Annotated in this window: 21 protein-coding genes; 10 read left to right on the top strand and 11 right to left on the bottom strand. The window is 46.4% G+C overall.

What is annotated here, in order from left to right:
- Window positions 1-21: 21 nt before the first annotated feature.
- The 5 genes from B0187_RS07990 (at window position 22) to B0187_RS07970 (ending at window position 2158) form a co-directional block, all read left to right on the top strand.
- Window positions 22-534, top strand: coding sequence for a hemerythrin domain-containing protein (locus B0187_RS07990; protein ID WP_078237344.1), 513 nt, complete (start codon window positions 22-24; stop codon window positions 532-534).
- 1 nt (window position 535) lies between these two features.
- Window positions 536-757 carry a sulfurtransferase TusA family protein gene (locus tag B0187_RS07985; RefSeq protein ID WP_078237343.1) on the top strand — a complete coding sequence of 74 codons (222 nt, stop codon included), beginning with the start codon at window positions 536-538 and terminating at the stop codon, window positions 755-757.
- A 171-nt stretch (window positions 758-928) separates the two neighbouring features.
- Window positions 929-1546: a hypothetical protein gene (locus B0187_RS07980; protein WP_078237342.1), complete on the top strand. Its 618-nt coding sequence runs from the start codon at window positions 929-931 to the stop codon at window positions 1544-1546.
- A 31-nt stretch (window positions 1547-1577) separates the two neighbouring features.
- Complete coding sequence (locus B0187_RS07975; protein WP_078237341.1) at window positions 1578-1778, top strand: hypothetical protein; 201 nt, start codon at window positions 1578-1580, stop codon at window positions 1776-1778.
- Window positions 1778-2158 carry a hypothetical protein gene (locus tag B0187_RS07970; protein ID WP_078237340.1) on the top strand — a complete coding sequence of 127 codons (381 nt, stop codon included), beginning with the start codon at window positions 1778-1780 and terminating at the stop codon, window positions 2156-2158. Before B0187_RS07975 ends, B0187_RS07970 begins: the two co-directional genes overlap by 1 nt.
- A 37-nt stretch (window positions 2159-2195) precedes the next feature.
- Here the strand turns inward: B0187_RS07970 and glnE are convergent, their stop codons facing one another.
- The 5 genes from glnE to B0187_RS07945 all read right to left on the bottom strand — a co-directional run bounded on the left by glnE (window position 2196) and on the right by B0187_RS07945 (window position 7410).
- Window positions 2196-5060: a bifunctional [glutamate--ammonia ligase]-adenylyl-L-tyrosine phosphorylase/[glutamate--ammonia-ligase] adenylyltransferase gene (gene glnE, locus B0187_RS07965; RefSeq protein WP_078237339.1), complete on the bottom strand. Its 2865-nt coding sequence runs from the start codon at window positions 5058-5060 to the stop codon at window positions 2196-2198.
- Between the two features lie 335 nt (window positions 5061-5395).
- Complete coding sequence (locus B0187_RS07960) at window positions 5396-5692, bottom strand: YciI family protein (RefSeq protein WP_078237338.1); 297 nt, start codon at window positions 5690-5692, stop codon at window positions 5396-5398.
- Between the two features lie 11 nt (window positions 5693-5703).
- Window positions 5704-6144 (bottom strand): acyl-CoA thioester hydrolase YciA, encoded by a 441-nt coding sequence (yciA, locus tag B0187_RS07955; protein ID WP_078237337.1) that lies wholly within the window; start codon window positions 6142-6144, stop codon window positions 5704-5706.
- Window positions 6134-6682 carry a septation protein A gene (locus B0187_RS07950; protein WP_078237336.1) on the bottom strand — a complete coding sequence of 183 codons (549 nt, stop codon included), beginning with the start codon at window positions 6680-6682 and terminating at the stop codon, window positions 6134-6136. Before B0187_RS07950 ends, yciA begins: the two co-directional genes overlap by 11 nt.
- Window positions 6682-7410 carry a hypothetical protein gene (locus B0187_RS07945; protein WP_078237335.1) on the bottom strand — a complete coding sequence of 243 codons (729 nt, stop codon included), beginning with the start codon at window positions 7408-7410 and terminating at the stop codon, window positions 6682-6684. The genes B0187_RS07950 and B0187_RS07945 overlap by 1 nt, the downstream gene beginning before the upstream one ends.
- A gap of 145 nt (window positions 7411-7555) precedes the next feature.
- Here B0187_RS07945 and yfbV point away from each other — a divergent pair, with 145 nt between their 5' ends.
- The gene (gene yfbV / locus B0187_RS07940; RefSeq protein ID WP_078237334.1) at window positions 7556-7990 is read left to right on the top strand and encodes a terminus macrodomain insulation protein YfbV; all 435 of its coding nucleotides are present in this window, start codon (window positions 7556-7558) and stop codon (window positions 7988-7990) included.
- Here the strand turns inward: yfbV and ubiG are convergent.
- Window positions 7985-8698 carry a bifunctional 2-polyprenyl-6-hydroxyphenol methylase/3-demethylubiquinol 3-O-methyltransferase UbiG gene (gene ubiG, locus B0187_RS07935; protein ID WP_078237333.1) on the bottom strand — a complete coding sequence of 238 codons (714 nt, stop codon included), beginning with the start codon at window positions 8696-8698 and terminating at the stop codon, window positions 7985-7987. The genes yfbV and ubiG overlap by 6 nt on opposite strands.
- A gap of 150 nt (window positions 8699-8848) precedes the next feature.
- On the opposite strand from ubiG, the gene gyrA reads away from it, so the two are divergent.
- The gene (gyrA, locus tag B0187_RS07930) at window positions 8849-11539 is read left to right on the top strand and encodes a DNA topoisomerase (ATP-hydrolyzing) subunit A (protein WP_078237332.1); all 2691 of its coding nucleotides are present in this window, start codon (window positions 8849-8851) and stop codon (window positions 11537-11539) included.
- Between the two features lie 105 nt (window positions 11540-11644).
- On the opposite strand, the gene uvrA is transcribed toward gyrA, so the two are convergent.
- Window positions 11645-14473 carry an excinuclease ABC subunit UvrA gene (gene uvrA, locus B0187_RS07925; protein ID WP_078237331.1) on the bottom strand — a complete coding sequence of 943 codons (2829 nt, stop codon included), beginning with the start codon at window positions 14471-14473 and terminating at the stop codon, window positions 11645-11647.
- Window positions 14474-14631: 158 nt separating this feature from the next.
- Between uvrA and ssb the strand changes: the two genes are divergently transcribed.
- The 3 genes from ssb to B0187_RS07910 all read left to right on the top strand — a co-directional run bounded on the left by ssb (window position 14632) and on the right by B0187_RS07910 (window position 16136).
- Window positions 14632-15159 carry a single-stranded DNA-binding protein gene (ssb, locus tag B0187_RS07920; protein WP_078237330.1) on the top strand — a complete coding sequence of 176 codons (528 nt, stop codon included), beginning with the start codon at window positions 14632-14634 and terminating at the stop codon, window positions 15157-15159.
- Window positions 15160-15255: 96 nt separating this feature from the next.
- Window positions 15256-15786, top strand: a complete 531-nt coding sequence (yjgA, locus tag B0187_RS07915) for a ribosome biogenesis factor YjgA (RefSeq protein ID WP_078237329.1) — start codon at window positions 15256-15258, stop codon at window positions 15784-15786.
- Window positions 15787-15788: 2 nt separating this feature from the next.
- Window positions 15789-16136 carry a SirB2 family protein gene (locus B0187_RS07910; RefSeq protein WP_078237328.1) on the top strand — a complete coding sequence of 116 codons (348 nt, stop codon included), beginning with the start codon at window positions 15789-15791 and terminating at the stop codon, window positions 16134-16136.
- A 65-nt stretch (window positions 16137-16201) separates the two neighbouring features.
- Here B0187_RS07910 and rnc read toward each other — a convergent pair whose 3' ends face one another.
- The 4 genes from rnc to lepA all read right to left on the bottom strand — a co-directional run bounded on the left by rnc (window position 16202) and on the right by lepA (window position 20821).
- Window positions 16202-16876: a ribonuclease III gene (gene rnc, locus B0187_RS07905; RefSeq protein WP_078237327.1), complete on the bottom strand. Its 675-nt coding sequence runs from the start codon at window positions 16874-16876 to the stop codon at window positions 16202-16204.
- Between the two features lie 199 nt (window positions 16877-17075).
- The gene (gene lepB / locus B0187_RS07900; RefSeq protein ID WP_078237326.1) at window positions 17076-17951 is read right to left on the bottom strand and encodes a signal peptidase I; all 876 of its coding nucleotides are present in this window, start codon (window positions 17949-17951) and stop codon (window positions 17076-17078) included.
- Between the two features lie 217 nt (window positions 17952-18168).
- Window positions 18169-19026, bottom strand: coding sequence for a DMT family transporter (locus B0187_RS07895; RefSeq protein ID WP_078237325.1), 858 nt, complete (start codon window positions 19024-19026; stop codon window positions 18169-18171).
- Window position 19027: 1 nt separating this feature from the next.
- Complete coding sequence (gene lepA / locus B0187_RS07890) at window positions 19028-20821, bottom strand: translation elongation factor 4 (protein WP_078237366.1); 1794 nt, start codon at window positions 20819-20821, stop codon at window positions 19028-19030.
- Window positions 20822-20945 lie beyond the last annotated feature (124 nt).

Raw genomic sequence — 20945 nt, 5'->3', positions numbered from 1 at the left:
ACTCATATCAAGGAAATCATTATGCAACAACTTGAACCACAAAAATTTGTCAGCTGGGAAGAGCCGATCGAAATGCTCTACGCCTGCCACGCCAACGTGAAACGCTTTTGCAAACAACTGACAATGCTACCCAACTACCTCGCCGAAAACGGGGTAAATCAAGCGGTCAAAAACGACGTGCAACAAATTATCAACTATTTCAACCTCGCCGCACCGTTACATCATCAAGATGAAGAGTGCGATTTTTTCCCAGCCTTGCTTGAAGTGCAACCCCAAGCACAATCGGCGGTCGATCAGCTTGAAAATCAGCACGAACAGCTACACCAAAATTGGGCATTGCTTTCCGCCCAATTAGCCGAATTGCTCGCCAATCAGCGAAATAGCCTCGATCCCGAATTGATCGCCCAATTTGTGGCAGGCTACGATAACCATATTGCGATTGAAGAACCGCTGTTTGAACTCGGTCGAACCCATTTAGCCGAAACCCAACTTACCCAAATGGGCAAAGTAATGGCGGATCGCCGCAAGATCTAACGTGAAATATCAACTCGATCTGACCGCTTACCGTTGCCCGCTACCGCTGTTAATGGCAAAAAAAGTCCTCGCCACCCTCACTGCTGGGGCGGCCGTTGAGCTTGTTCTCAACCAAGCCACCAGTTTGAGTGATTTCAAATTACTTTGCGAACAGCAAGGTTATCAGTGGGAAAGTTGTCATCAAGAAGCGGAACGCTATATTTTAACTCTCAAAATTCGCTAAATCGGGTAAAGAAATTTACCCAAATCCTACCGCTTGCTATCCTCTGAAAATAATTTCAGGGGATTTTTTATCTCAGATTGTTTAAAAATTACACTCTCACGCCCCTACGATTTTCATTGAAAATGCTCAACAACATTTTATAATTCAAACCATTTTAAAAAGGAAGTAAAAATGTGGACGATATTCACCCTTGCCGAAAAAGAAAGAGCTTCATTATTAAAAAAGTATTATCTTTCATTTAAATTGAAAAAGGAAATCAAGTTAGAATCTATGCAAGACATAAAAAAATCCGCTTATCAACTACCTAATTTTGACAAAGAATTTGATACTACAATTAAATTTTGGATTCCTAACATTGTATTCCATTGTATAAATCAAGAAGCAGAAAACAATTTTAAAACAAATTCCATTGCTCATACCATTCGTGAAATTTTATTGATCCATTGTTACGGAATGAGTGCGGTTATTTATTTTCGAGAAAAATACCGTAACAAATCAACCGAATTAGAAAAAATTCCAGAACTTAATACTCGCTTTTCGATTTCTGCTCTTGCAAACAAAAGGAAAAGACAATCTCTTGGCAAAAATATTCAAGATATAAAAATTGCTTGTCATCACAAACTTAAGGAAGATTTAACCACCCTAGCAAACCTTGAAAAATTATCTCTTTCAGAATACTTACGCCGAGAAATAACCAAACATTACTTAGGTAATGGATTTAACCCTGAAATAATCTTAACCGATGAAGAAGAACAAAATATTAAGCAGTTTTTAGAAGAAAATGATTAACCATTCTATCTCATTTTATAGGAGTTTATTTATGCGAGATTTTTTAGAAGATGTTTTAAGTGGATTCGTTGGAATTATATTCTATATAATCTACACACTAGGTGGAATTTTACCTTTTTATGCTGCATTTAAAGATTTCCAAGCGGATAATTTATTTTGGGCAGCATTAGATATTTTTACTATCGTTGTTGGTGTAATTCGTGGCTTAATGTTTTTCTTTGGGTGGTTATAATGAAAAAGTCTTATTATTTACTCTTTTTATTAGGTAGTACTTTACTTCTTGGTTGTGAAAAACAAAAAGTAGCAACATTAGAGCAGACAAAAGCCTATTACGATAGTTTGACGGATAGTCAAATTAGCGAAAATTATAAAAATATGGCAAAAAAGATCTGTCTAGCACAAATCAAACAATTACCAGCCCAAATAAAAGATCGTATCAATATTGACCAAAGCTGTAATTGTTATGCAGAAAATTTGAGCAATGAAATGGGTATTGATATGGTTAGACTAGCTTCTTTGCCTGAGGAAGGATTATCTTCCGAGCAAAAAAGAAATATCCAAATCTTGACTTCTCAGCTTACGGAAAAATATCTTCCAAGTTGTTTAAACTAATATCATTCAAAACGGCGTTTCCCAACGCCGTTTTTATTTAACCAAAAATTCCCCGCCAAATTTCGCTGATAGCGGCACGTTCTGTTTGAAATTTTGCACTTTCGACTACGCTATCTTGCCCGAGCAAATTCAGGTGATGAATTTGGTTGCGTAAGGTGGTGTAGCAGTGTTTGAGGGTGTCGGCGGTGGCGGGCGGTAAAATGCCACATTCAGCACTGCTGTCGAAAATGCGGACGTTATCTGACCAAATCGCCATTTTCGGCTGTTGGTGGGCGTGTTCCAGCACGAGGCATTGGGCGATAAATTCAATGTCGGTAATGCCCCCCTGATCGGTTTTGAGGTGGAATTTGTCCACCGAGGATTGGGCGAGATGTTGATACATTTTGGCTCGCATTTCGCGAATTTCTTGGCGTAACTGACCGCTTGCACGGGGTTGGGCGAGGGTGCTTTGGCGGATTTGCTCAAATTGCGTCCGCAAGGCTGGCGAGCCGTAAACGCATCTGGCTCGCACCAACGCTTGGCTTTCCCACGTCCACGCCTCGTTTTTTTGATAATCCTCATAGGCGGCAAAGGTGCTAACCAAAAGCCCTGCTTCGCCTGACGGTCTCAACCGCATATCCACCTCATACAGCACGCCAGCACTGGTGTTGAGGTTAAAAATCGCAATGATTTTTTGGGCGAGTTTGAGGTAGAACTGGTGGCTGGAAATCGATTTTTTGCCCCATTTCGTTTCGCCGTTAGCAGGGGCTTGGTGCAGGAATACCAAATCCAAATCGGAATTATAGCCCAGCTCAATTCCGCCTAATTTGCCGTAGCCGATCACGGCGAAATCCTGCTCGCCCTCAGCGAGATGATCAGGCGTGCCGAACCGTTGTGCCACTTGTCGCCACGCCATTTTGACCACCGCCCCAATAATCGCTTCCGCCAGATAAGTGAGATGATCGCTGATTTTCATCACGGGCAACACGCCCAAAATATCCGCCGCCGCAATCCGCAATAATTGGCTCTGTTTGAACTGGCGAAGCCCGTCAATCAAGGCTTCTTCATCGTCTTCGGGAATACGAATTAAATAATCCTGCAATGCCTGCGGATAATCTTCGAGGGCAATCACTTGGCTCAAACTGTTCTCAAAAATCAGCTCGTCCAGCAACATCGGGTGGCGAGCGATTTGGTCGGCGATCATCACCGATTGGCTACACAAGGTGAGCAACTGCGGTAGGATCTGCTCTTTTTCGAGCAACAATTCAAGGTAAGTGGTGCGAGTGGTGATTTTATCCACAATGTTCAGCAAACGCGGTAACAGCACCTCATAATCGGCACGTTGGAAAATTTCGTGCATTATGCGAGGCAACAGCTGGCGTAGCACATTCCGCCCCCTCACCCCAATCGGGCGTTTCACCCAATCTTGGAAAGTGTCGGCAAGCAGGCGGAAAATCCCCTCGTAAGCGGTCGGTTCAACGGGATAATCCGCCAGCACGCTCGCCAAATCTTCGGGGGTAATTTGGTAGTGCAAAATGTCCTGCCACAAAGCAAATTGCTCGTTTTGTGGTTCGTTTTCGTCCTGTTCTTCCTCGCCGATTAGCTCGTTGAATATGGTGCGGACGTGGGTTTGGTGGCTATGCAACAGAGCGAGGAAGTCGTCCCAGTTTTGCAATTCTGTCGCCGCAAAAGGTTGGCTAGCAAAAATTAGCCGTGATCTATCCGCTTGATCGGTGGGTAGGGTTTGGGTTTGTTTGTCGTCAATCGCTTGTAGCACATTTTCCACATTGCGTAGGAAAAGGTAGGCGTGGCGAAGTTGCTCGGTTTGGGTTTCGCTCAATAATTTTAGGTTGGCGAGTTCAGGCAACACGGCGAGCAGGCTTCGTTGTTGCAGGATTTTATCTCGTCCGCCACGCATTAGCTGGAACATCTGCACGATAAATTCCACCTCACGAATACCGCCCGCCCCGAGCTTGATGTTGTCGCTCAACTGACGGCGAACCACTTCACGGCTGATTTTTTGCTTCATTTCTCGCAGGGATTGAATCGCACTAAAATCCAAATAACGGCGATAAACGAAAGGTCGTAAGAGCTGTTTGAGGTAGCGATGATTGAGGTTTTGCGGATCTTCGCCAAGAATTTTCGCCTTGATCATCGCATAGCGTTCCCAATCTCGCCCTTGCTCTTGGTAATAATCTTCCATTGCGGAAAAACTCAGCACCAACGCACCGTTTTCGCCGAACGGACGCAGCCGCATATCGGCGCGATAGACAAAGCCGTCAAGGGTAATTTGATCCAACGCCTTGATTAAACGCTGCCCCAGCCGTGTGAAAAATTTGCTGTTTTCGATCGGCTTTCTTGCCCCAACCGTTTCCCCCTGATCGGGATAAGTGAAAATCAGATCGATGTCGGATGAAAAATTGAGTTCCCGTCCGCCCAGTTTACCCATTCCCAAAATCAGCAATTCCTGCACCTCGCCCTGTGGATTTTGCGGCGTGCCGTATTCCTCACAACAACGGGCAAACAGCCAATCCCTCGCCCCTAAAATCAAACTTTCAGCGAGATCGGAAAGTCGCTCAAACACAAATTCGACACTAGCCAAACGGTTAGATTGCACAAAACTCAACGTTGCCATTTCCCGATGCCGAAACAGTCGCAACGCACGGTGGAAATCCTCTTCATTTTCTACGCGAAAAAGCACCGCTTGCAGGCGTTCGGTGTAGTTACCACAATCTTCCGATGTCGGCAATTTAGCTAACCACGATCGCAATAAATCAGGCTGTTTTTGTAGCGTATCTGCCACAAAATTGGACATTGCGATTGCCGTTACAAGCGGTTGGTTTTCGGGAAATTTCGCTAAATTAAGATCGGTAATCAGATTTTGTAGTTTTTGTTGAGCAATAGGGTATAGCGTTGTTTGCATAGGAATATCTGGGAAATCTAACATTATAAAATTGAAGGAATATCATCGTTCGTATTGATCTACTTTTCTTTGCTTGTGCAAAGAAAAGTAGCAAAAGAAAGCACACCCAAGCATTTTGCTTTGTTTCGCTTGTTGCTAATTTCTACGGTCGATTTGTAAACTCGCTTGCTTCGCAAGCTCAAACAGTACAAATCGCCCTTGAAATTGACGCAACCACTCAACGCAAAATGATGGGGAATTACAACCTCAATCTTCAACCAAAGGACACCACGGTTTAGCATCCAAAAACAAGCGGTTAGATTTCACAAAATTTCGCAAAATCTAACCGCTTTCAATTAAAAGACTTTTTTAAACGGCTTGACGATCACCTCGCCATACACACCCGCTTCCACATAAGGATCTTGGCTCGCCCACTGTTTCGCGGATTCGAGGCTGTCGAATTTGGCAATCACCGTTGAGCCAGTGAAACCTGCTTCGCCAGGGTTTTCATCGTCAATCGCAGGGTTTGGGCCTGCGGTTAAGAGACGATCTTCTGCTTGTAAGGCTTTCAAGCGTTCCAAATGTTTTTCACGCACCGCAAGGCGTTTTTCAAGGGTGTTTGGAATGTCTTGGGCAAAAATGACATAGTACATAATGTTATCCTTTAAGGGTTGATTAACGACATCGCTAAATCTAATTCAGGGTTGTTTTCACGCGGCACGGCACGAGGTCTGCCCTCTTTGTCAATCGCCACATAGGTGAAAATTGCTTCGGTAACGCAATGGCGATCACGCACGCCGTCATAAACTTGCTTGATCCACACTTCCACTTTGACTTGCATTGACGAACGCCCGATATGGGTCAATTTGCCGTAACAGCAAACCACATCGCCCACGGAAATTGGGCGAAGGAACGACATTTTGTCCACCGAGACGGTAACCACTCGCCCTTTGGCAAGCTCTTTGGCGAGAATTGCCCCGCCCATATCCATTTGCGACATAATCCAACCGCCGAAAATATCGCCGTTGGCATTGGTGTCGGACGGCATTGCAAGGGTGCGAAGAATCAGAGAGCCTTCTGGCTGACGATTTTGTTTAATTTCCATTTTTTTCCTCTAACTGCTTTAAATAAGGATATAAAAAAACACCAGTAGCAAGGGTGGCGGCTAAACTTAATCCTGTTAAGCCAAATACTTTAAAGTTATACCACGCATCGTCTGACATAAAATAGCTAATATATAAATTAACCAACATACAGAAAATAAAGAACATCGCCCAGCCAAAATTTAATTTCGCCCACACATTATCAGGCAATTTAATTTCTTTACCGAGCAGATGTTTAATTAACGGATTTTTCAGCACAAATTGGCTCACTAATAATGCCAAAGCCAACAAACCGTTAATAATGGTTACTTTCCATTTTAAAAAGGCAACATCATCAAAATAAGCGGTCAGCAAACCAAAAATAATTACAAAGCCTGCCATAAAAAGCTGCATTTTTTCAATTTTTTGGTAAAGCACTTTAAAGGCGATTAGCTGAATAAAGGTGGCAACCACTAATACAATCGCTGCGGCTTGCGTGCCGTATAATTTATACACCACAAAGAATAAAATCAGCGGAATAAATTCTAATAACTGTTTCATTAGGCTTGTCCTTGCTGGCAAATGGCTTGATAAAAGCGGAAACTAAAAATAGTTACAAACAGTGAAATAATCGCACTTACAATTAACGATAAGGCAATTACGGCAACGTTATTGCCTAATTTTAAAAGCAAATTAGAAATCACTAACGGCATAAAATAAGCGATAATCACAAATAACATCATCGGCAACATTTTGCCACGGGTTAATTGCCACGAAAATTTAACGCTATCCATTACCCCTTGACGATTATCAATCACGTAAGCGTAAACGGATAAACATAATTTTAAAAAGATCCAACAGCCCGTAACTAATAATGGTAACGCTACTAATCCGCCACCACTTAAATAAAATGCCGCCCCCATTGAGATTGGGAAAATCATCAATAAATGTAAACCGATGGCAGGGAAAATTTTGGCTAACGCACCGCTTACATTTTTAAAAAATGATTGATATGTACCTTGATTGATCTCTTTAATGTTTAAAATAAATAATAAATTAAAAAATAAATTTAAACAGACCAACAACATTGTCGGCACAACGCCGAATAACGAGACTTGATCGGGCGAGGTCTGCGGTTGCGGCTGCGGTTCGGCGGTGTGCGATCCCACCACCAACACGCTGAGGACTTGGCTAGTCAGCAGCAAACTTAATGCAAACAGGGTAAATTGACGCTGATTTTGCATAAAATTCCAGCTTTCTTGCAATAATTGCGGAAATTTAATCGGCATTCGATATCCTTTTAAAACGTAAAAATAAGGTTAAAAAACGGGGTGCAAGTATAGCAAAGAGTTGAGCCAAACCGCACCTTTTTTATGCCCCTTGTTGAAAAGCAGATTTTCAAGCAAAATAGCCGAATTGAATAAAGGGGGATTTATGTATAACACGCTACTTGCGGGGCAACGCTACCTCGAAACCTATCCAAATCAGAAAAAACTTGCCCTATTTATGCCCGATTATCGTTTGATTCGGCTGATTAAATTCGCCAGCCGTGTAATGCCTGCCTTTGCGTGCTTTGCGATTGTGTGGCAATACTTTTTTGTCGATCCCGATCAATCCATTTTAGTCAATGCGATCATCACCGCCCTGTTTGCGTTAAGCATTCCCTATCAAGGGCTGTTTTGGCTCGGCAGACGAGCCAGTTCGCCGTTATCCCTTTCCCTGCTGAAATGGTATGAAGAATTACGCCAAAAATTAGTGAGCGAACAGCTTAACATTGCTGATCAAGCCGTGCCGACTTATCAAGATTTCGCCAATTTGCTACAACTTGCCGAAAAAACGTGGGGCAAAGCCTACTTTGACGAGTTATGAAGCAATCCGCAAAGTCGCAATATAATTGGCACTCACATCGTTATTTAGCCAGAATTTTTGGGTAAGCAGATTGTAATGATAGCCGACCATTTCGCTGCATTGCAGATCCGCCTGATCGCACCACGCCAACAGTTCGGCAGGTTTGATAAATTTTTCAAAATCGTGCGTGCCTTTCGGCAACATTTTTAGCACATATTCCGCCCCGATAATCACGAGGGCATAGGCTTTGAGCGTGCGGTTAATCGTGGAAAAAAACAGCACGCCGTTCGGTTTTAGTAAGGCTTTGCAACTTTGAATGATCGAAAGCGGATCGGGGACGTGTTCCAGCATTTCCATACAGGTGATCACATCAAATTTTTCACCCTTGCAAGCGGTATGATTTTCCAAAAATTTTTCAATGGTGGTTTGCTGATAATCAATTTGAACGCCACTTTGCTCGGCGTGCTGTTTTGCCACGATAAGGGGTTCGGTGGTCATATCGATGCCTGTAACGATTGCCCCCTGCTTCGCCATTGCTTCGCTTAAAATGCCGCCACCACAGCCGACATCCAGCACCCGTTTGCCAAATAAGCCGTTCGCTTTTTCACTGATATACGCCAAACGAAGGGGGTTGAGCAGGTGGATCGGCTTGAAATCGCCCTCTAAATCCCACCACGTTTTTGCCATTTTTTCAAATTTAGAGAGTTCTTGTTGATCTACGTTATTCATTTTTGCTTGTTGTTAAGGAATTTGAACGCAGAATATACCGACTTTTTCACGAATTTCCATTCTTTTTATGCTATAATCTCGCCACTTTTTCGCCCAATGCGATCCCAACGTGCTGGGCGGTTATTTTTTAAACGTGATTAGGAAATTTCAATGAGCGAATTAGCCAAAGATATTACCCCTATCAGCATCGAAGACGAGCTAAAAACTTCTTATCTCGACTATGCGATGTCGGTAATTGTGGGGCGTGCCTTGCCTGATGTGCGAGATGGTTTAAAGCCGGTGCATCGCCGTGTGCTTTATTCAATGGATCGTAATAATAACGTCTATAACAAGCCTTATGTGAAATCAGCGCGTGTGGTGGGCGATGTGATCGGTAAATACCACCCGCACGGCGATAGTGCCGTTTACGACACCATTGTGCGTATGGCTCAACCATTCTCACTTCGCTATATGTTGGTGGACGGGCAAGGTAACTTTGGTTCGATTGACGGCGACTCGCCAGCGGCAATGCGTTATACCGAAGTCCGTATGCAAAAAATCACGCAGGAATTATTGACCGACCTTGACAAAGAAACGGTGGATTTCTCGCCAAACTATGACGGCAAAGAGATGATTCCTGATGTGCTGCCAACCAAAATTCCTAACTTGCTCGTCAATGGTTCTTCGGGGATTGCGGTGGGTATGGCAACCAACATTCCGCCCCACAATATCAACGAAGTGCTAGACGGCTGTTTAGCCTATATCGAGAACGATCAAATCTCGATTGCCGAGTTAATGCAATATATCCCTGGCCCTGATTTCCCAACGGGGGCGATTATCAATGGTCGTTCAGGCATTGAAGAAGCCTATCGCACGGGCAAAGGCAAGGTGTATGTGCGTGCCAAAGCAAGCGTAGAGCTTGATGATAAAGGGCGTGAGCAAATTATCATCACGGAAATTCCTTACCAAGTAAACAAAGCGAACTTGATCGCAAAAATTGATGAATTAAGTGCCGAGAAAAAAATCGAGGGCATTTCTGATATTCGTGATGAATCGGAAGAGTTCCCCGATGTTCGCATTGTCATCGACATCAAACGTGATGCGGTGGGCGAAGTGGTGTTAAACCACCTTTATGCCCTCACGCAAATGCAAGTTACGTTCGGGATCAATATGGTTGCCCTTGATCAAGGTCAGCCTAAGTTGCTCAACCTCAAACAGATCATCGAAGCCTTTATCAACCACCGCCGTGAAGTAGTTACCCGCCGCACCATTTACGAATTGCGTAAAGCCCGTGAGCGTAGCCATATTTTAGAGGGCTTAGGCATTGCGTTGGCAAACATTGATGAAATGATCGAGATGATCCGCTCATCACGCAACGCCGAAGAAGCCACCCAAAAATTACTTTCAAAAGATTGGGATATTGGGCTTGCTTCATCGTTACTCTCATTAGAGGGGGCTGGCAATGCACGCCTCGCTGATCTCGCCGCGGAATTAGGGGCGAACAACGGCAAATATCGCTTATCCGAAGTGCAAGTGAAAGCGATCTTAGATTTACGCCTCTACCGTTTAACAGGCTTGGAATACGATAAAATTGTTGATGAATACACCGCGTTATTGGTGGAAATCGGCGAATTATTGCACATTCTCAACAGCTACGAACGCTTAATGGAAGTGATCCGCGAGGAATTAGAGCAAATCCGTGCCGAATTTGGCGACCAACGCCGTACCGAAATCACTGCTAGCTCGGCAGACATCAACCTTGAAGATTTAATCGCCCAAGAAGATGTGGTGGTAACCCTTTCCCACGCTGGCTATGTGAAATATCAGCCGTTGTCCGATTATGAAGCCCAACGCCGTGGCGGTAAGGGCAAATCGGCGACCAAGATGAAAGAAGAAGACTTTATCGAACGCTTACTCGTGGCAAACACCCACGACACCATTCTCTGCTTCTCAAACGCAGGCAAAGTGTTCCAACTCAAAGTGTATCAACTGCCACAAGCCAGCCGAGCAGCACGAGGGACACCAATCGTCAATATCCTACCGCTGGATAAAGACAAAAACGAACGGATCACCGCCATTCTGCCGATTCCAAACGGCGAATTTAGCCAAGATAAATTTATCTTTATGGCGACCGCTGGCGGAATCGTGAAGAAAGTATCCCTTGACGCATTCAGCAATATCCGCACCAACGGTTTGATTGCGGTGAACTTGCGTGAGGGCGATGAGCTGATCGGGGTCGATATTACCAACGGCGAAAGCGAAATTATGCTCTTCTCGGCACAAGGTCGTGTGGTTCGCTTTGCGGAAAAAGCCGTTCGCCCAATGGGTCGTACCGCCACAGGGGTGAGAGGGATTAAACTTTCTACCGTAGAAATCTCAAACGAAGAGATTGAAGAAGCGGAAATTGTCGAAATTGAAAACGAGGAAGCCGAAGATACCGCCGTGGATCTCAACACCGATAAAGTGGTTTCCCTCGTGATCCCACACAACGAGGGCGAAATCCTGACCGTTACCCAAAACGGCTACGGCAAACGGACCAAGTTGGTGGAATATCCAGCCAAATCCCGTAACACCAAAGGCGTGGTTTCGATCAAGGTGAACCAACGCAACGGTAAAGTGGTGGCTGCAGTGCAAGTGGAAGAAAGCGATCAAATTATGTTGATCACGGATGCTGGCACGCTGGTTCGCACCCGCGTGAATGAAGTCAGCCTCGTGGGGCGTAACACCCAAGGCGTCCGCATTATCCGCACCGCCGACAGCGAAAGCGTCGTCAGCCTCGAACGCATCGCCGATTTTGACGAGGACGAAGAAACCTCAACCGAAATCGACAATCTGGAAAATACAGAAAATAGCGAAGCATAAAAAACAAAAAACCACTTCTAAATGAAGTGGTTTTTATTTGCACACATACAAGGGGTAGGATTTTATGAAATTTCGGAAAATCCTACCCCCTGCTATCGATTAGCTCTAGCCCTTCGCCAAAATCCCTTTCAAGAACCTTGCGGTGTGGGATTTTTTGTCTTTGGCGACTTGCTCTGGGGTGCCTTGGGCGATGATTTGGCCGCCACCACTGCCACCCTCTGGGCCGAGATCGACAATCCAGTCGGCGGTTTTGATTACGTCTAAATTATGCTCAATCACCACAATCGTGTTGCCTTGATCCCGTAAGCGGTGTAGCACGCTCAAAAGCTGTTTGATGTCGGCAAAGTGTAAGCCTGTGGTTGGTTCGTCCAAAATGTAGAGGGTTTTGCCCGTGTCTCTTTTGGACAGTTCCGCCGCCAGTTTGACCCGTTGAGCCTCGCCCCCCGATAAGGTGGTAGACGACTGCCCCAATCGCACATAGGAAAGCCCCACGTCAATCAGGGTTTGCAGTTTGCGAGCGATCATCGGCACAGGGTCGAAAAATTCCCTCGCCTCTTCCACCGTCATATCCAGCACTTGATGAATGGTTTTGCCTTTGTAGCGAATTTCTAGGGTTTCACGGTTGTAGCGTTTGCCTTTACAGTGGTCGCACGGCACATACACATCAGGCAGGAAGTGCATTTCCACCTTAATCACGCCGTCCCCTTGGCAAGCTTCGCAACGTCCACCCCGCACGTTAAAGCTGAAACGCCCCACGTTATAGCCCCTCGCCCTCGCCTCTTGCGTGCCAGCAAACAGCTCACGGATCGGAGTGAATAAGCCCGTGTAAGTGGCTGGGTTGGAACGTGGCGTGCGTCCGATCGGGCTTTGGTTGATGTCGATGACTTTGTCGAAATGCGCCAAGCCGTCAATGCTCTCGTAAGGGGCGACATCGCTATTTTCCGCTCGGTTGAGGGCATTTTGGGCAATCGGGAACAGGGTGTCGTTAATCAAGGTCGATTTACCCGAGCCAGACACCCCCGTGATACAGGTAAACAAGCCGACTGGAATTGCTAAATCCACTTTTTTAAGATTGTTGCCACTCGCCCCTTTGAGGGTCAGCATTCGGCTCGGATCGCAAGGGGTACGATGTTGTGGAATTTCGATCTTCTCACGCCCCGACAGGAATTTACCCGTGATCGAATGTTCGTTCTGCATAATCTCTTGTGCCGTGCCTTGGGCGATCACTTGACCGCCGTGCACGCCCGCCCCTGGTCCAATATCGACAATATGATCGGCGGCTAAAATCGCGTCTTCATCGTGTTCCACCACAATCACCGTGTTGCCGAGGTTGCGAAGATGCACGAGGGTGTTGAGCAGGCGTTCGTTATCTCTTTGGTGCAAGCCGATAGACGGCTCGTCCAGCACATACATCACGCCGACCAGCCCTGCCCCGATTTGGCTGGCAAGGCGAATACGTTGAGCCTCGCCCCCCGACAGGGTTTCCGCCGAACGTGAGAGGGAAAGATAATTCAAGCCAACATTGACGAGGAATTGCAACCGCTCACGAATTTCTTTCAGAATCTTTTCGGCGATTTGGGCTTTTTGCCCCGTGAGATTGAGGCTGTTGAAGAAGTCCAACGCCTCGCCGATACTCTTTTCTGATACGGTCGGCAGGTTGGTTTTTTCCACGAAAACGTAGCGAGCCTCTTTGCGTAAGCGTGAGCCCTCGCAATCCACGCAAGCTCGGTTGTTGATATATTTGGCGAGTTCTTCTCGCACAGAGTTGGATTCCGTCTCGCGATAACGGCGAGCCATATTGTTTAGCACGCCCTCGAACGAGTGTTTGCGTTTGATTTTGTCGCCACGGTCGTTGGTGTAAACGAACTCGATTTCCTCTTTTGAGCCGTGCAAAATGATCTGCTGAATTTTTTTCGGCAATTTTTCAAAGGGCGTTTCAAGGTCGAAATCGTAATGTTTGGCGACCGCTTGCAACAGGCTGAAATAGTAGAAACTGCGGCGATCCCATCCCTTGATCGCACCGCTTGCAAGGGAAACTTCGCCGTTTTGAATCACTTTGCGTTCGTCAAAATACTGCTGAACGCCCAAGCCATCGCAGGTCGGGCAAGCCCCTGCTGGGTTGTTGAATGAGAATAAGCGTGGTTCGAGTTCGCTTAACGCATAGCCACAATGAGGGCAGGCGAAGCTGGCGGAAAAGACGATTTCTTCGGCGGTTGGATCGTCCATATTGGCGATAATCGCGGTCGAACCCGATAAATCAAGGGCGGTTTCAAAAGATTCCGCCAAACGCGTGGCAAGATCAGGGCGAACTTTGAAGCGGTCGATCACCACTTCAATCGTATGTTTTTTCTGCAATTCGAGCTTTGGCGGATCGGAAAGATCACAAATTTCGCCATCAATTCTCGCCCGAATGTAGCCCTGAGCGGTGAGATTTTCCAATAGTTTTGCGTGTTCGCCCTTACGCTCTTTGACCACAGGGGCAAGCAACATCAAACGGCTACCCTCTGGCAAACCCAAAACGTGATCGACCATCTGCGAAATAGTTTGCGCCGCCAACGGCACATCGTGATCGGGGCAACGCGGCTCGCCCACGCGAGCGAATAACAAACGCAAATAGTCGTGGATTTCTGTTACCGTCCCCACCGTCGAACGTGGATTGTGCGAGGTGGATTTTTGCTCAATCGAAATCGCTGGCGACAAGCCCTCAATATGATCCACATCGGGCTTTTCCATTAACGACAAAAATTGGCGAGCGTAAGCGGAAAGGGATTCCACATAACGGCGTTGCCCCTCGGCATAGAGCGTATCAAACGCCAACGAAGATTTGCCCGAGCCAGACAGCCCCGTAATCACAATAAATTTATCTCTCGGCAGGATTAAATTGATGTTTTTAAGATTGTGGGTTCTCGCCCCACGGATATCGATATGTTGCATTTTTAATTCTCAAAAAAGTAAAGCGATTTTTCCGAAATTGTCGATCATTATCGCATAATTTTAATAACTGTACAAAATATCAGTTTTCACACTGGTAATTTTTAAATTTTCGGGTAAAATACCCGCCGATTTTAACCGTTTATTACAGAGGAATTTTTATGGCAGGTGTTAATAAAGTGATTATTGTTGGGCGTTTAGGTAACGACCCTGAAATGCGTACAATGCCAAACGGCGATGCGGTGGCGAATATCAGTGTAGCCACCAGCGAAGTGTGGAACGATAAAAACACGGGCGAACGCCGTGAAGTTACCGAATGGCACCGCATTGTGCTATTCCGCCGCAATGCAGAAGTAGCGGGGCAATACTTACGCAAAGGCTCACAAGTTTACATTGAGGGCAAACTCAAAACCCGTAAATGGCAAGATCAAAACGGACAAGATCGCTACACCACCGAAATTCAAGCAGACAGCCTCACAATGTTAGGCGGTCGCAACGACAACGGCGGCGATTTCGGCGGACAAAGTGGCTGGAACCAAAATAACAACGCAGGCGGTGGCTACGATCAAAGTGCAAACTACGGCAACAACAGCTACGCCCAATCTGCACCAAAACCACAAGCCAAACCAGCACCTGCACCACAACCAGCCCCAGTAGATAACTTCTCGGATGATGATATTCCATTCTAAACAAGATAACCCTGCGAATGCAGGGTTTTATTTTATTTGAATGGACGAATCTGCTAAACTACGCCCCATTTTGAAAATTCAAGAACGAGGAAAACAATGGCGAAACGGGCTAAAAATGAGATTGACTGGACAGATGAGGACGAGGAAATCATTTGGGTCAGTAAGAGTGAGATTAAACGTGATTCCGAGTATCTGAAAAAATTAGGGGCAGAATTGATTGAACTCACGCCGCAGAATTTGGAAAAAATCCCCCTTGATGAGGATTTGAAATATGCGATCAAACAGGCACAGGGCTTTAAATTAGAGGCGAAACGTCGTCAGATTCAATATATCGGTAAATTGTTGCGAAACCGTGATCCCGAGCCGATTCAAGAGGCGTTGGATAAGGTCAAAAATCGCCACAATCAGCAGCAGGCGTTGTTGCACAAGCTGGAATTGGTGCGTGATCAATTGATTGAAATGGGCGATGCTTCCCTCAATCATTTGTTGGAAGAGTATCCGCAGTTGGATCGCCAACATTTACGCACCCTAATTCGTGGGGCGATTAAAGAGCGTGAGGCGAACAAGCCCGCCAAAAATTATCGTGAGATTTTTCAATATCTTAAAACGGAAATTGCAGAGGCATAATGATGCAAAATTTATTTTTCGCCCATATTGGGTTGGCTTATGTGAGCTTGGCACTGTTGCTAGTGCGTGGGGTGTTGTCGGCAAAGCAGGTCGATTGGCGACAATATAAAATGTTAAAAATCGCACCACATTTGGTGGATACCTTATTGCTAGCTTCGGGTGTGGCGATTTTCTTCCTGTTCGGCTTTTCCTTTGGCGAAAGCTGGATTTGGGCGAAGTTGATGTTTATCGGCATCTACGTTTTCTGTGCGGTCAAAGCCTTTAAGAAAAACGCCCCGTTCTCGCTTAAACACTTTTTGTTGGCGGTGGTCAGTTTTATGATGGTAATGGTGGTAGCGACCATTAAATAATCGCCATTTTTTACAAAAGCAAGCGGGTAGATTTCTGGAAATTTCTGAAAATCTACCCGCTTGTTTTATTTCTTCTCGGTTAATTTTGCCAACGCTTGCTCGGCGGCGTTTTGTTCGGCTTTGCGGCGGCTGGTGCCAATGCCGACAAAGATTTCATCAAGGATTTCCACCTTGCAACTCACTTTGAACGTTTGGTTATGCGCTTGCCCTTTGATGTCTAGCACCTCGTAATCAGGCAAGCGGTGCTTTCTGCCCTGCAAAAATTCTTGCAGGCGGGTTTTCGGATCTTTTTGAGCCTCGCCTGGTTGCATTTCGTTGAGCAAATCTTGATACCAAATCATCACGCGTTCAATCGCACGTTCCATTCCGTTATCAAGGTAGATCGCCGCAATGATCGCCTCAACGCAGTCGGACAAAATCGACTCACGGCGATAGCCCCCACTTTTCAGCTCGCCCGCCCCTAATTTGAGGTATTCGCCAAGATCAAATCGGCGTGCGATAATCGCCAACGTCTGCTCTCGCACAAGGGTCGCACGCATACGGCTCAATTCGCCCTCGTTCGCTTTCGGAAATTTCTCGTACAAGGCACGCCCAATCGCAAAATTGAGGATCGAATCCCCCAAAAATTCAAGGCGTTCATTATTTTTCGCCCCCGCACTTCGGTGCGTCAGGGCGGTTTTTAGGTAATCAAGGTTATCAAATTGATAACCAATGGTTTTTTGTAGGCGGTCTAGGTGCATTTTCTTTGTGTATATTTGAACTGTAACATAGCCCTCGCCCATTTATGGGATAGGGACAGATTTTTCTTCGTTGAGAAGAAAAATCAGGGAGAGGGCAAAAATTTGCAGAAATCCTACCGCTTGTATCCCTCTCTCTGCTTGAAATACTAAACGTATTTCAAGCGGTCTCTCTCCCACAAGTGGGCGAGAGTTTTTTTCGCTATTGAATAGCAGTAAACATTCGACTAAACCGAACCCCCGTTGGGTATTCGTTTGGTTTTTTATCGAGGCTGAGCCAAATGTAGCTGGCTTTGCCGACCACGTTTTTCTCTGGCACGAAGCCCCAGAAACGGCTGTCTTCGCTGTTATCGCGGTTGTCGCCCATTACGAAGTATTGCCCAGCTGGCACAATCCATTCGCCTGCTTCCAAGCCCTCTTGTTTGAAGAAGTAAGGGGCGTAGTTAAACGGTTGCGGATTGTTCAAAATTTGGTGGCTCACGCTGCCGATTTCGGTGCGTTCGATCTGCATTTCGCCGTGATAATAGAAGTCTGGATTTGGCGTGCCTCCCTCGTATTTGAACACCACTTTTTTGCCGCTATCGCCCTCAATTAGGGTTAATTCACGGGTTCGCATATCGTATTTAATGCGGTCGCCGCCCACGCCCACCACGCGTTTGATGTAGTCCACGTTCGGCTGCTTTGGGGCTTTGAACACAATGATGTCGCCCCGTTGCGGTTTGCCGACTTCAATTAAGGTATTTTGGAAAATCGGATCTTTGATCCCGTAGCCGAATTTATTGACCAACAGAAAATCCCCCACTCGCAAGGTTGGTTCCATTGAGCCACTTGGGATTTGGAACGGCTCAAATAAGAATGAGCGGATCATTGTGATCACAAACAGAACGCCGAACAGTGAGCCGAAAAATTCGGTAACGCCATTTTTTCGCCCTCTTTTGACCAGTACCCAACAAATCCCACAAATCGCCACCAGCGACACGAGCAAAATCGAAATGCTGTTCGGCAGTTGCATTGAATCCAGCCATTTCCAAATGCCGTAAAGCACGCCGATAAACAGAATCGAAATTAAATTTCCCATAAATTTTCCTTTAAGATAAATAAACAAGCGGTCGGTTTGACTGAAATTTTTGCGGAAAATTCCGCTTATTGCCCCCTTCGGTTTCGCTTCGCTCAACCACTTCCCCCGCAAGCGGGGGCAGATCTGATCTTCCCCCGTTTACGGGGGAAGTACCCTACGCAGTAGGGGGAAGGGGGCTATAATGTAAAATTTGCGAAAATCCCACCGCTTGCAACCGTTATTTTTTGAGCGAGAACAGTAGCCCTGCCATAATTAACCCTGCCCCGAGCATTCCGAGTGGGGCGAGGAGGTCGCCGAAAATCAGGAATGCAAACAAGGCGGAAAAGAGCGGATCGGTGGTTTCGATGATTTGCACTTTGCCTGCTTCGCCTTTTTCCACCGCTTTGGTGGTGCAATAAAATCCGCCGATACTTGGCAATAACACGAGGGCGAAGATCATCAACCACGAAGTTGTATCAGGTACGCTTAATCCTGTAAAAGCAAATGGCACGAATAGGTAGATCGAGCCAAATCCAAACAGCCACACCAACAATGGCAAGCCACTCGGTAAGTTGAAGAACTTGCTGAAAAAGATAAACAGGGCGTAGCCCAAACCGCCGAGAATCGCCAATAAAATGCCGAAATAAGAGCCTGACACCGATCCCTCAAACAGAAACAGCAAGCCAACACCCGCAAAAATCAAGGCGAAAGCGGTGGCTTTGTACCACGTCATTTTCTCGTTCAACACCCATACCGAGAGCAAAATCGTGATGACCCCAGCGGCGTAAGTGAGGAACGACACCAGCGGAATACTCGCTTCGCTAAACGCCCAGGTTTCAAAAAAGTAGAGGGCGAAAATACCGAGAAAGGCGAGAAACGCCAAGGGTTTCCAACGCCCCGCGAGGGCTTGGGTTTGCTGGCGTAATGGGGCTTTGGCGAGGCAAATCGGCAACAGCACCAAAAACGCCACAAAACATTTCCAAAACGCAATGGCGAACGGCGAGCTGTTTTCTAAGCCAAATCGGGTAAAGACCCCGATGGTGCCGTTCAGCCCTGCGGCGGCGAGGGCGAAAAATTCCGCGGGGATTTTCTGCATTTTAATCCTTGCCAACGTGCAGAATCGCCAAAAATGCCTCTTGCGGTACGTCCACGTTACCGAGGGATTTCATTCGTTTTTTACCCTCTTTCTGTTTCTGCAAGAGCTTTTTCTTACGGCTCACATCGCCGCCGTAACATTTCGCGAGAACGTTTTTACGCAACTGTTTCACGGTGGAACGGGCAATAATATGGTTGCCGATTGCCGCTTGGATCGCAATGTCGAACTGTTGGCGAGGGATTAGATCTTTCATCTTCTCAACCAATTCACGCCCACGGTAAGGCGCGTTCGCTTTATGCACAATCAGGGCTAACGCATCCACGCGGTCGCCGTTAATCATAATATCCACACGCACCATATCCGCCGCTTGGAAGCGTTTGAAACCGTAATCGAGGGACGCATAACCCCGTGAGGTTGATTTCAAGCGGTCGAAGAAATCTAACACCACTTCGCCCATTGGAATTTCGTAGGTTAAAGCCACTTGGTTGCCGTGATACACCATATTGGTTTGCACCCCACGTTTTTCGACACACAGGGTAATCACGTTGCCGAGATATTCCTGCGGCACGAGCATATTACATTCCGCAATCGGCTCACGAATCTCAGCGATATTGTTGATCGCAGGCAGTTTAGACGGGCTGTCCACATAGATCACTTCGCCGTTGGTCTGTTCCACTTCGTAAACTACGGTCGGGGCGGTGGTGATCAAATCGAGATCGTACTCACGCTCTAATCGCTCTTGGATAATTTCCATATGCAACAAGCCCAAGAAACCGCAACGGAAACCAAAGCCGAGGGCGGTCGAATTTTCTGGCTCGTAGAATAGGGAAGCATCGTTCAAGCTCAATTTGCCGAGGGCATCGCGGAAGGCTTCATAATCGTCTGAACTGATCGGAAACAAACCTGCGTAAACCTGCGGTTTGACCTTTTTAAAACCAGGAAGCGGTGCGATTGCAGGGGTATTATGCGAGGTCAGGGTATCACCCACTGGTGCGCCCAAAATATCTTTGATCGCACATACCACCCAGCCCACTTCGCCCGTTTTCAATTCGGTGGTATCCACCTGTTTTGGGGTGAAAATCCCGAGGCGATCCACGTTGTAAGATTGCCCCGTGGACATCACTTTGATCTTGTCGCCTTTTTTGATCGAACCATTTTTCACCCGCACCAACGACACCACGCCAAGGTAGTTATCGAACCACGAGTCGATAATCAAGGCTTGCAACGGGGCATCAGGATCGCCCTCGGGGGCAGGGATCGATTTCACAATTTCCTCTAAAACCAAATCCACGCCCAAGCCTGTTTTCGCCGAACAACGCACTGCGTCCATTGCATCAATCCCGACAATATCTTCAATTTCCTCGGCGACACGCTCTGGATCGGCGGCTGGCAGGTCAATTTTGTTCAGAATTGGCACAACTTCCAAATCCATTTCAATCGCCGTGTAGCAGTTGGCAAGGGTTTGGGCTTCCACCCCCTGCCCTGCATCCACCACCAACAACGCCCCTTCACAAGCGGCTAACGAGCGTGAAACTTCATAGGAAAAGTCCACGTGTCCTGGGGTGTCGATAAAGTTGAGCTGATAGGTTTCGCCGTCTTGGGCTTTGTAATTGAGGGTAACGCTTTGGGCTTTAATGGTAATGCCACGCTCTTTTTCCAAATCCATTGAGTCAAGCACTTGGGCTTCCATTTCCCGATCCGACAAACCGCCACAAGTTTGGATCAAGCGGTCAGAAAGGGTGGATTTTCCGTGGTCAATGTGAGCAATAATCGAAAAGTTACGAATGTTCTTCATTTTCATAAGGGCAACGAATGTCCTGTTTTAAGTAAGGTATAACAAAAAGATAATCGGCGGATTTTACTTGAAATTGCAGAGGTTGGAAAGGCGAAAATGCCAGATGTAGCAACTGTGTTCCCTA

The organism is Haemophilus paracuniculus (assembly GCF_002015115.1).
Lineage (GTDB): Bacteria > Pseudomonadota > Gammaproteobacteria > Enterobacterales > Pasteurellaceae > Haemophilus_E > Haemophilus_E paracuniculus.
Note: the sequence above shows the minus strand (reverse complement) of the source record. Positions and strands in the feature narration are given on the sequence as shown.

Bases quoted from the DNA above. Each gene is read 5' to 3' on its own strand.
- gyrA (WP_078237332.1), top strand. From the start codon at position 8,849: ATGAGCGAATTAGCCAAAGATATTACCCCTATCAGCATCGAAGACGAG.
- B0187_RS07895 (WP_078237325.1), bottom strand. From the start codon at position 19,026: ATGCAGAAAATCCCCGCGGAATTTTTCGCCCTCGCCGCCGCAGGGCTG.
- glnE (WP_078237339.1), bottom strand. From the start codon at position 5,060: ATGCAAACAACGCTATACCCTATTGCTCAACAAAAACTACAAAATCTG.
- lepB (WP_078237326.1), bottom strand. From the start codon at position 17,951: ATGGGAAATTTAATTTCGATTCTGTTTATCGGCGTGCTTTACGGCATT.
- yfbV (WP_078237334.1), top strand. From the start codon at position 7,556: ATGTATAACACGCTACTTGCGGGGCAACGCTACCTCGAAACCTATCCA.
- rnc (WP_078237327.1), bottom strand. From the start codon at position 16,876: ATGCACCTAGACCGCCTACAAAAAACCATTGGTTATCAATTTGATAAC.
- B0187_RS07950 (WP_078237336.1), bottom strand. From the start codon at position 6,682: ATGAAACAGTTATTAGAATTTATTCCGCTGATTTTATTCTTTGTGGTG.
- uvrA (WP_078237331.1), bottom strand. From the start codon at position 14,473: ATGCAACATATCGATATCCGTGGGGCGAGAACCCACAATCTTAAAAAC.
- B0187_RS07960 (WP_078237338.1), bottom strand. From the start codon at position 5,692: ATGTACTATGTCATTTTTGCCCAAGACATTCCAAACACCCTTGAAAAA.
- B0187_RS07970 (WP_078237340.1), top strand. From the start codon at position 1,778: ATGAAAAAGTCTTATTATTTACTCTTTTTATTAGGTAGTACTTTACTT.
- yciA (WP_078237337.1), bottom strand. From the start codon at position 6,144: ATGGAAATTAAACAAAATCGTCAGCCAGAAGGCTCTCTGATTCTTCGC.
- lepA (WP_078237366.1), bottom strand. From the start codon at position 20,821: ATGAAGAACATTCGTAACTTTTCGATTATTGCTCACATTGACCACGGA.
- ubiG (WP_078237333.1), bottom strand. From the start codon at position 8,698: ATGAATAACGTAGATCAACAAGAACTCTCTAAATTTGAAAAAATGGCA.
- B0187_RS07980 (WP_078237342.1), top strand. From the start codon at position 929: ATGTGGACGATATTCACCCTTGCCGAAAAAGAAAGAGCTTCATTATTA.
- B0187_RS07990 (WP_078237344.1), top strand. From the start codon at position 22: ATGCAACAACTTGAACCACAAAAATTTGTCAGCTGGGAAGAGCCGATC.
- ssb (WP_078237330.1), top strand. From the start codon at position 14,632: ATGGCAGGTGTTAATAAAGTGATTATTGTTGGGCGTTTAGGTAACGAC.
- yjgA (WP_078237329.1), top strand. From the start codon at position 15,256: ATGGCGAAACGGGCTAAAAATGAGATTGACTGGACAGATGAGGACGAG.
- B0187_RS07945 (WP_078237335.1), bottom strand. From the start codon at position 7,410: ATGCCGATTAAATTTCCGCAATTATTGCAAGAAAGCTGGAATTTTATG.
- B0187_RS07975 (WP_078237341.1), top strand. From the start codon at position 1,578: ATGCGAGATTTTTTAGAAGATGTTTTAAGTGGATTCGTTGGAATTATA.
- B0187_RS07910 (WP_078237328.1), top strand. From the start codon at position 15,789: ATGCAAAATTTATTTTTCGCCCATATTGGGTTGGCTTATGTGAGCTTG.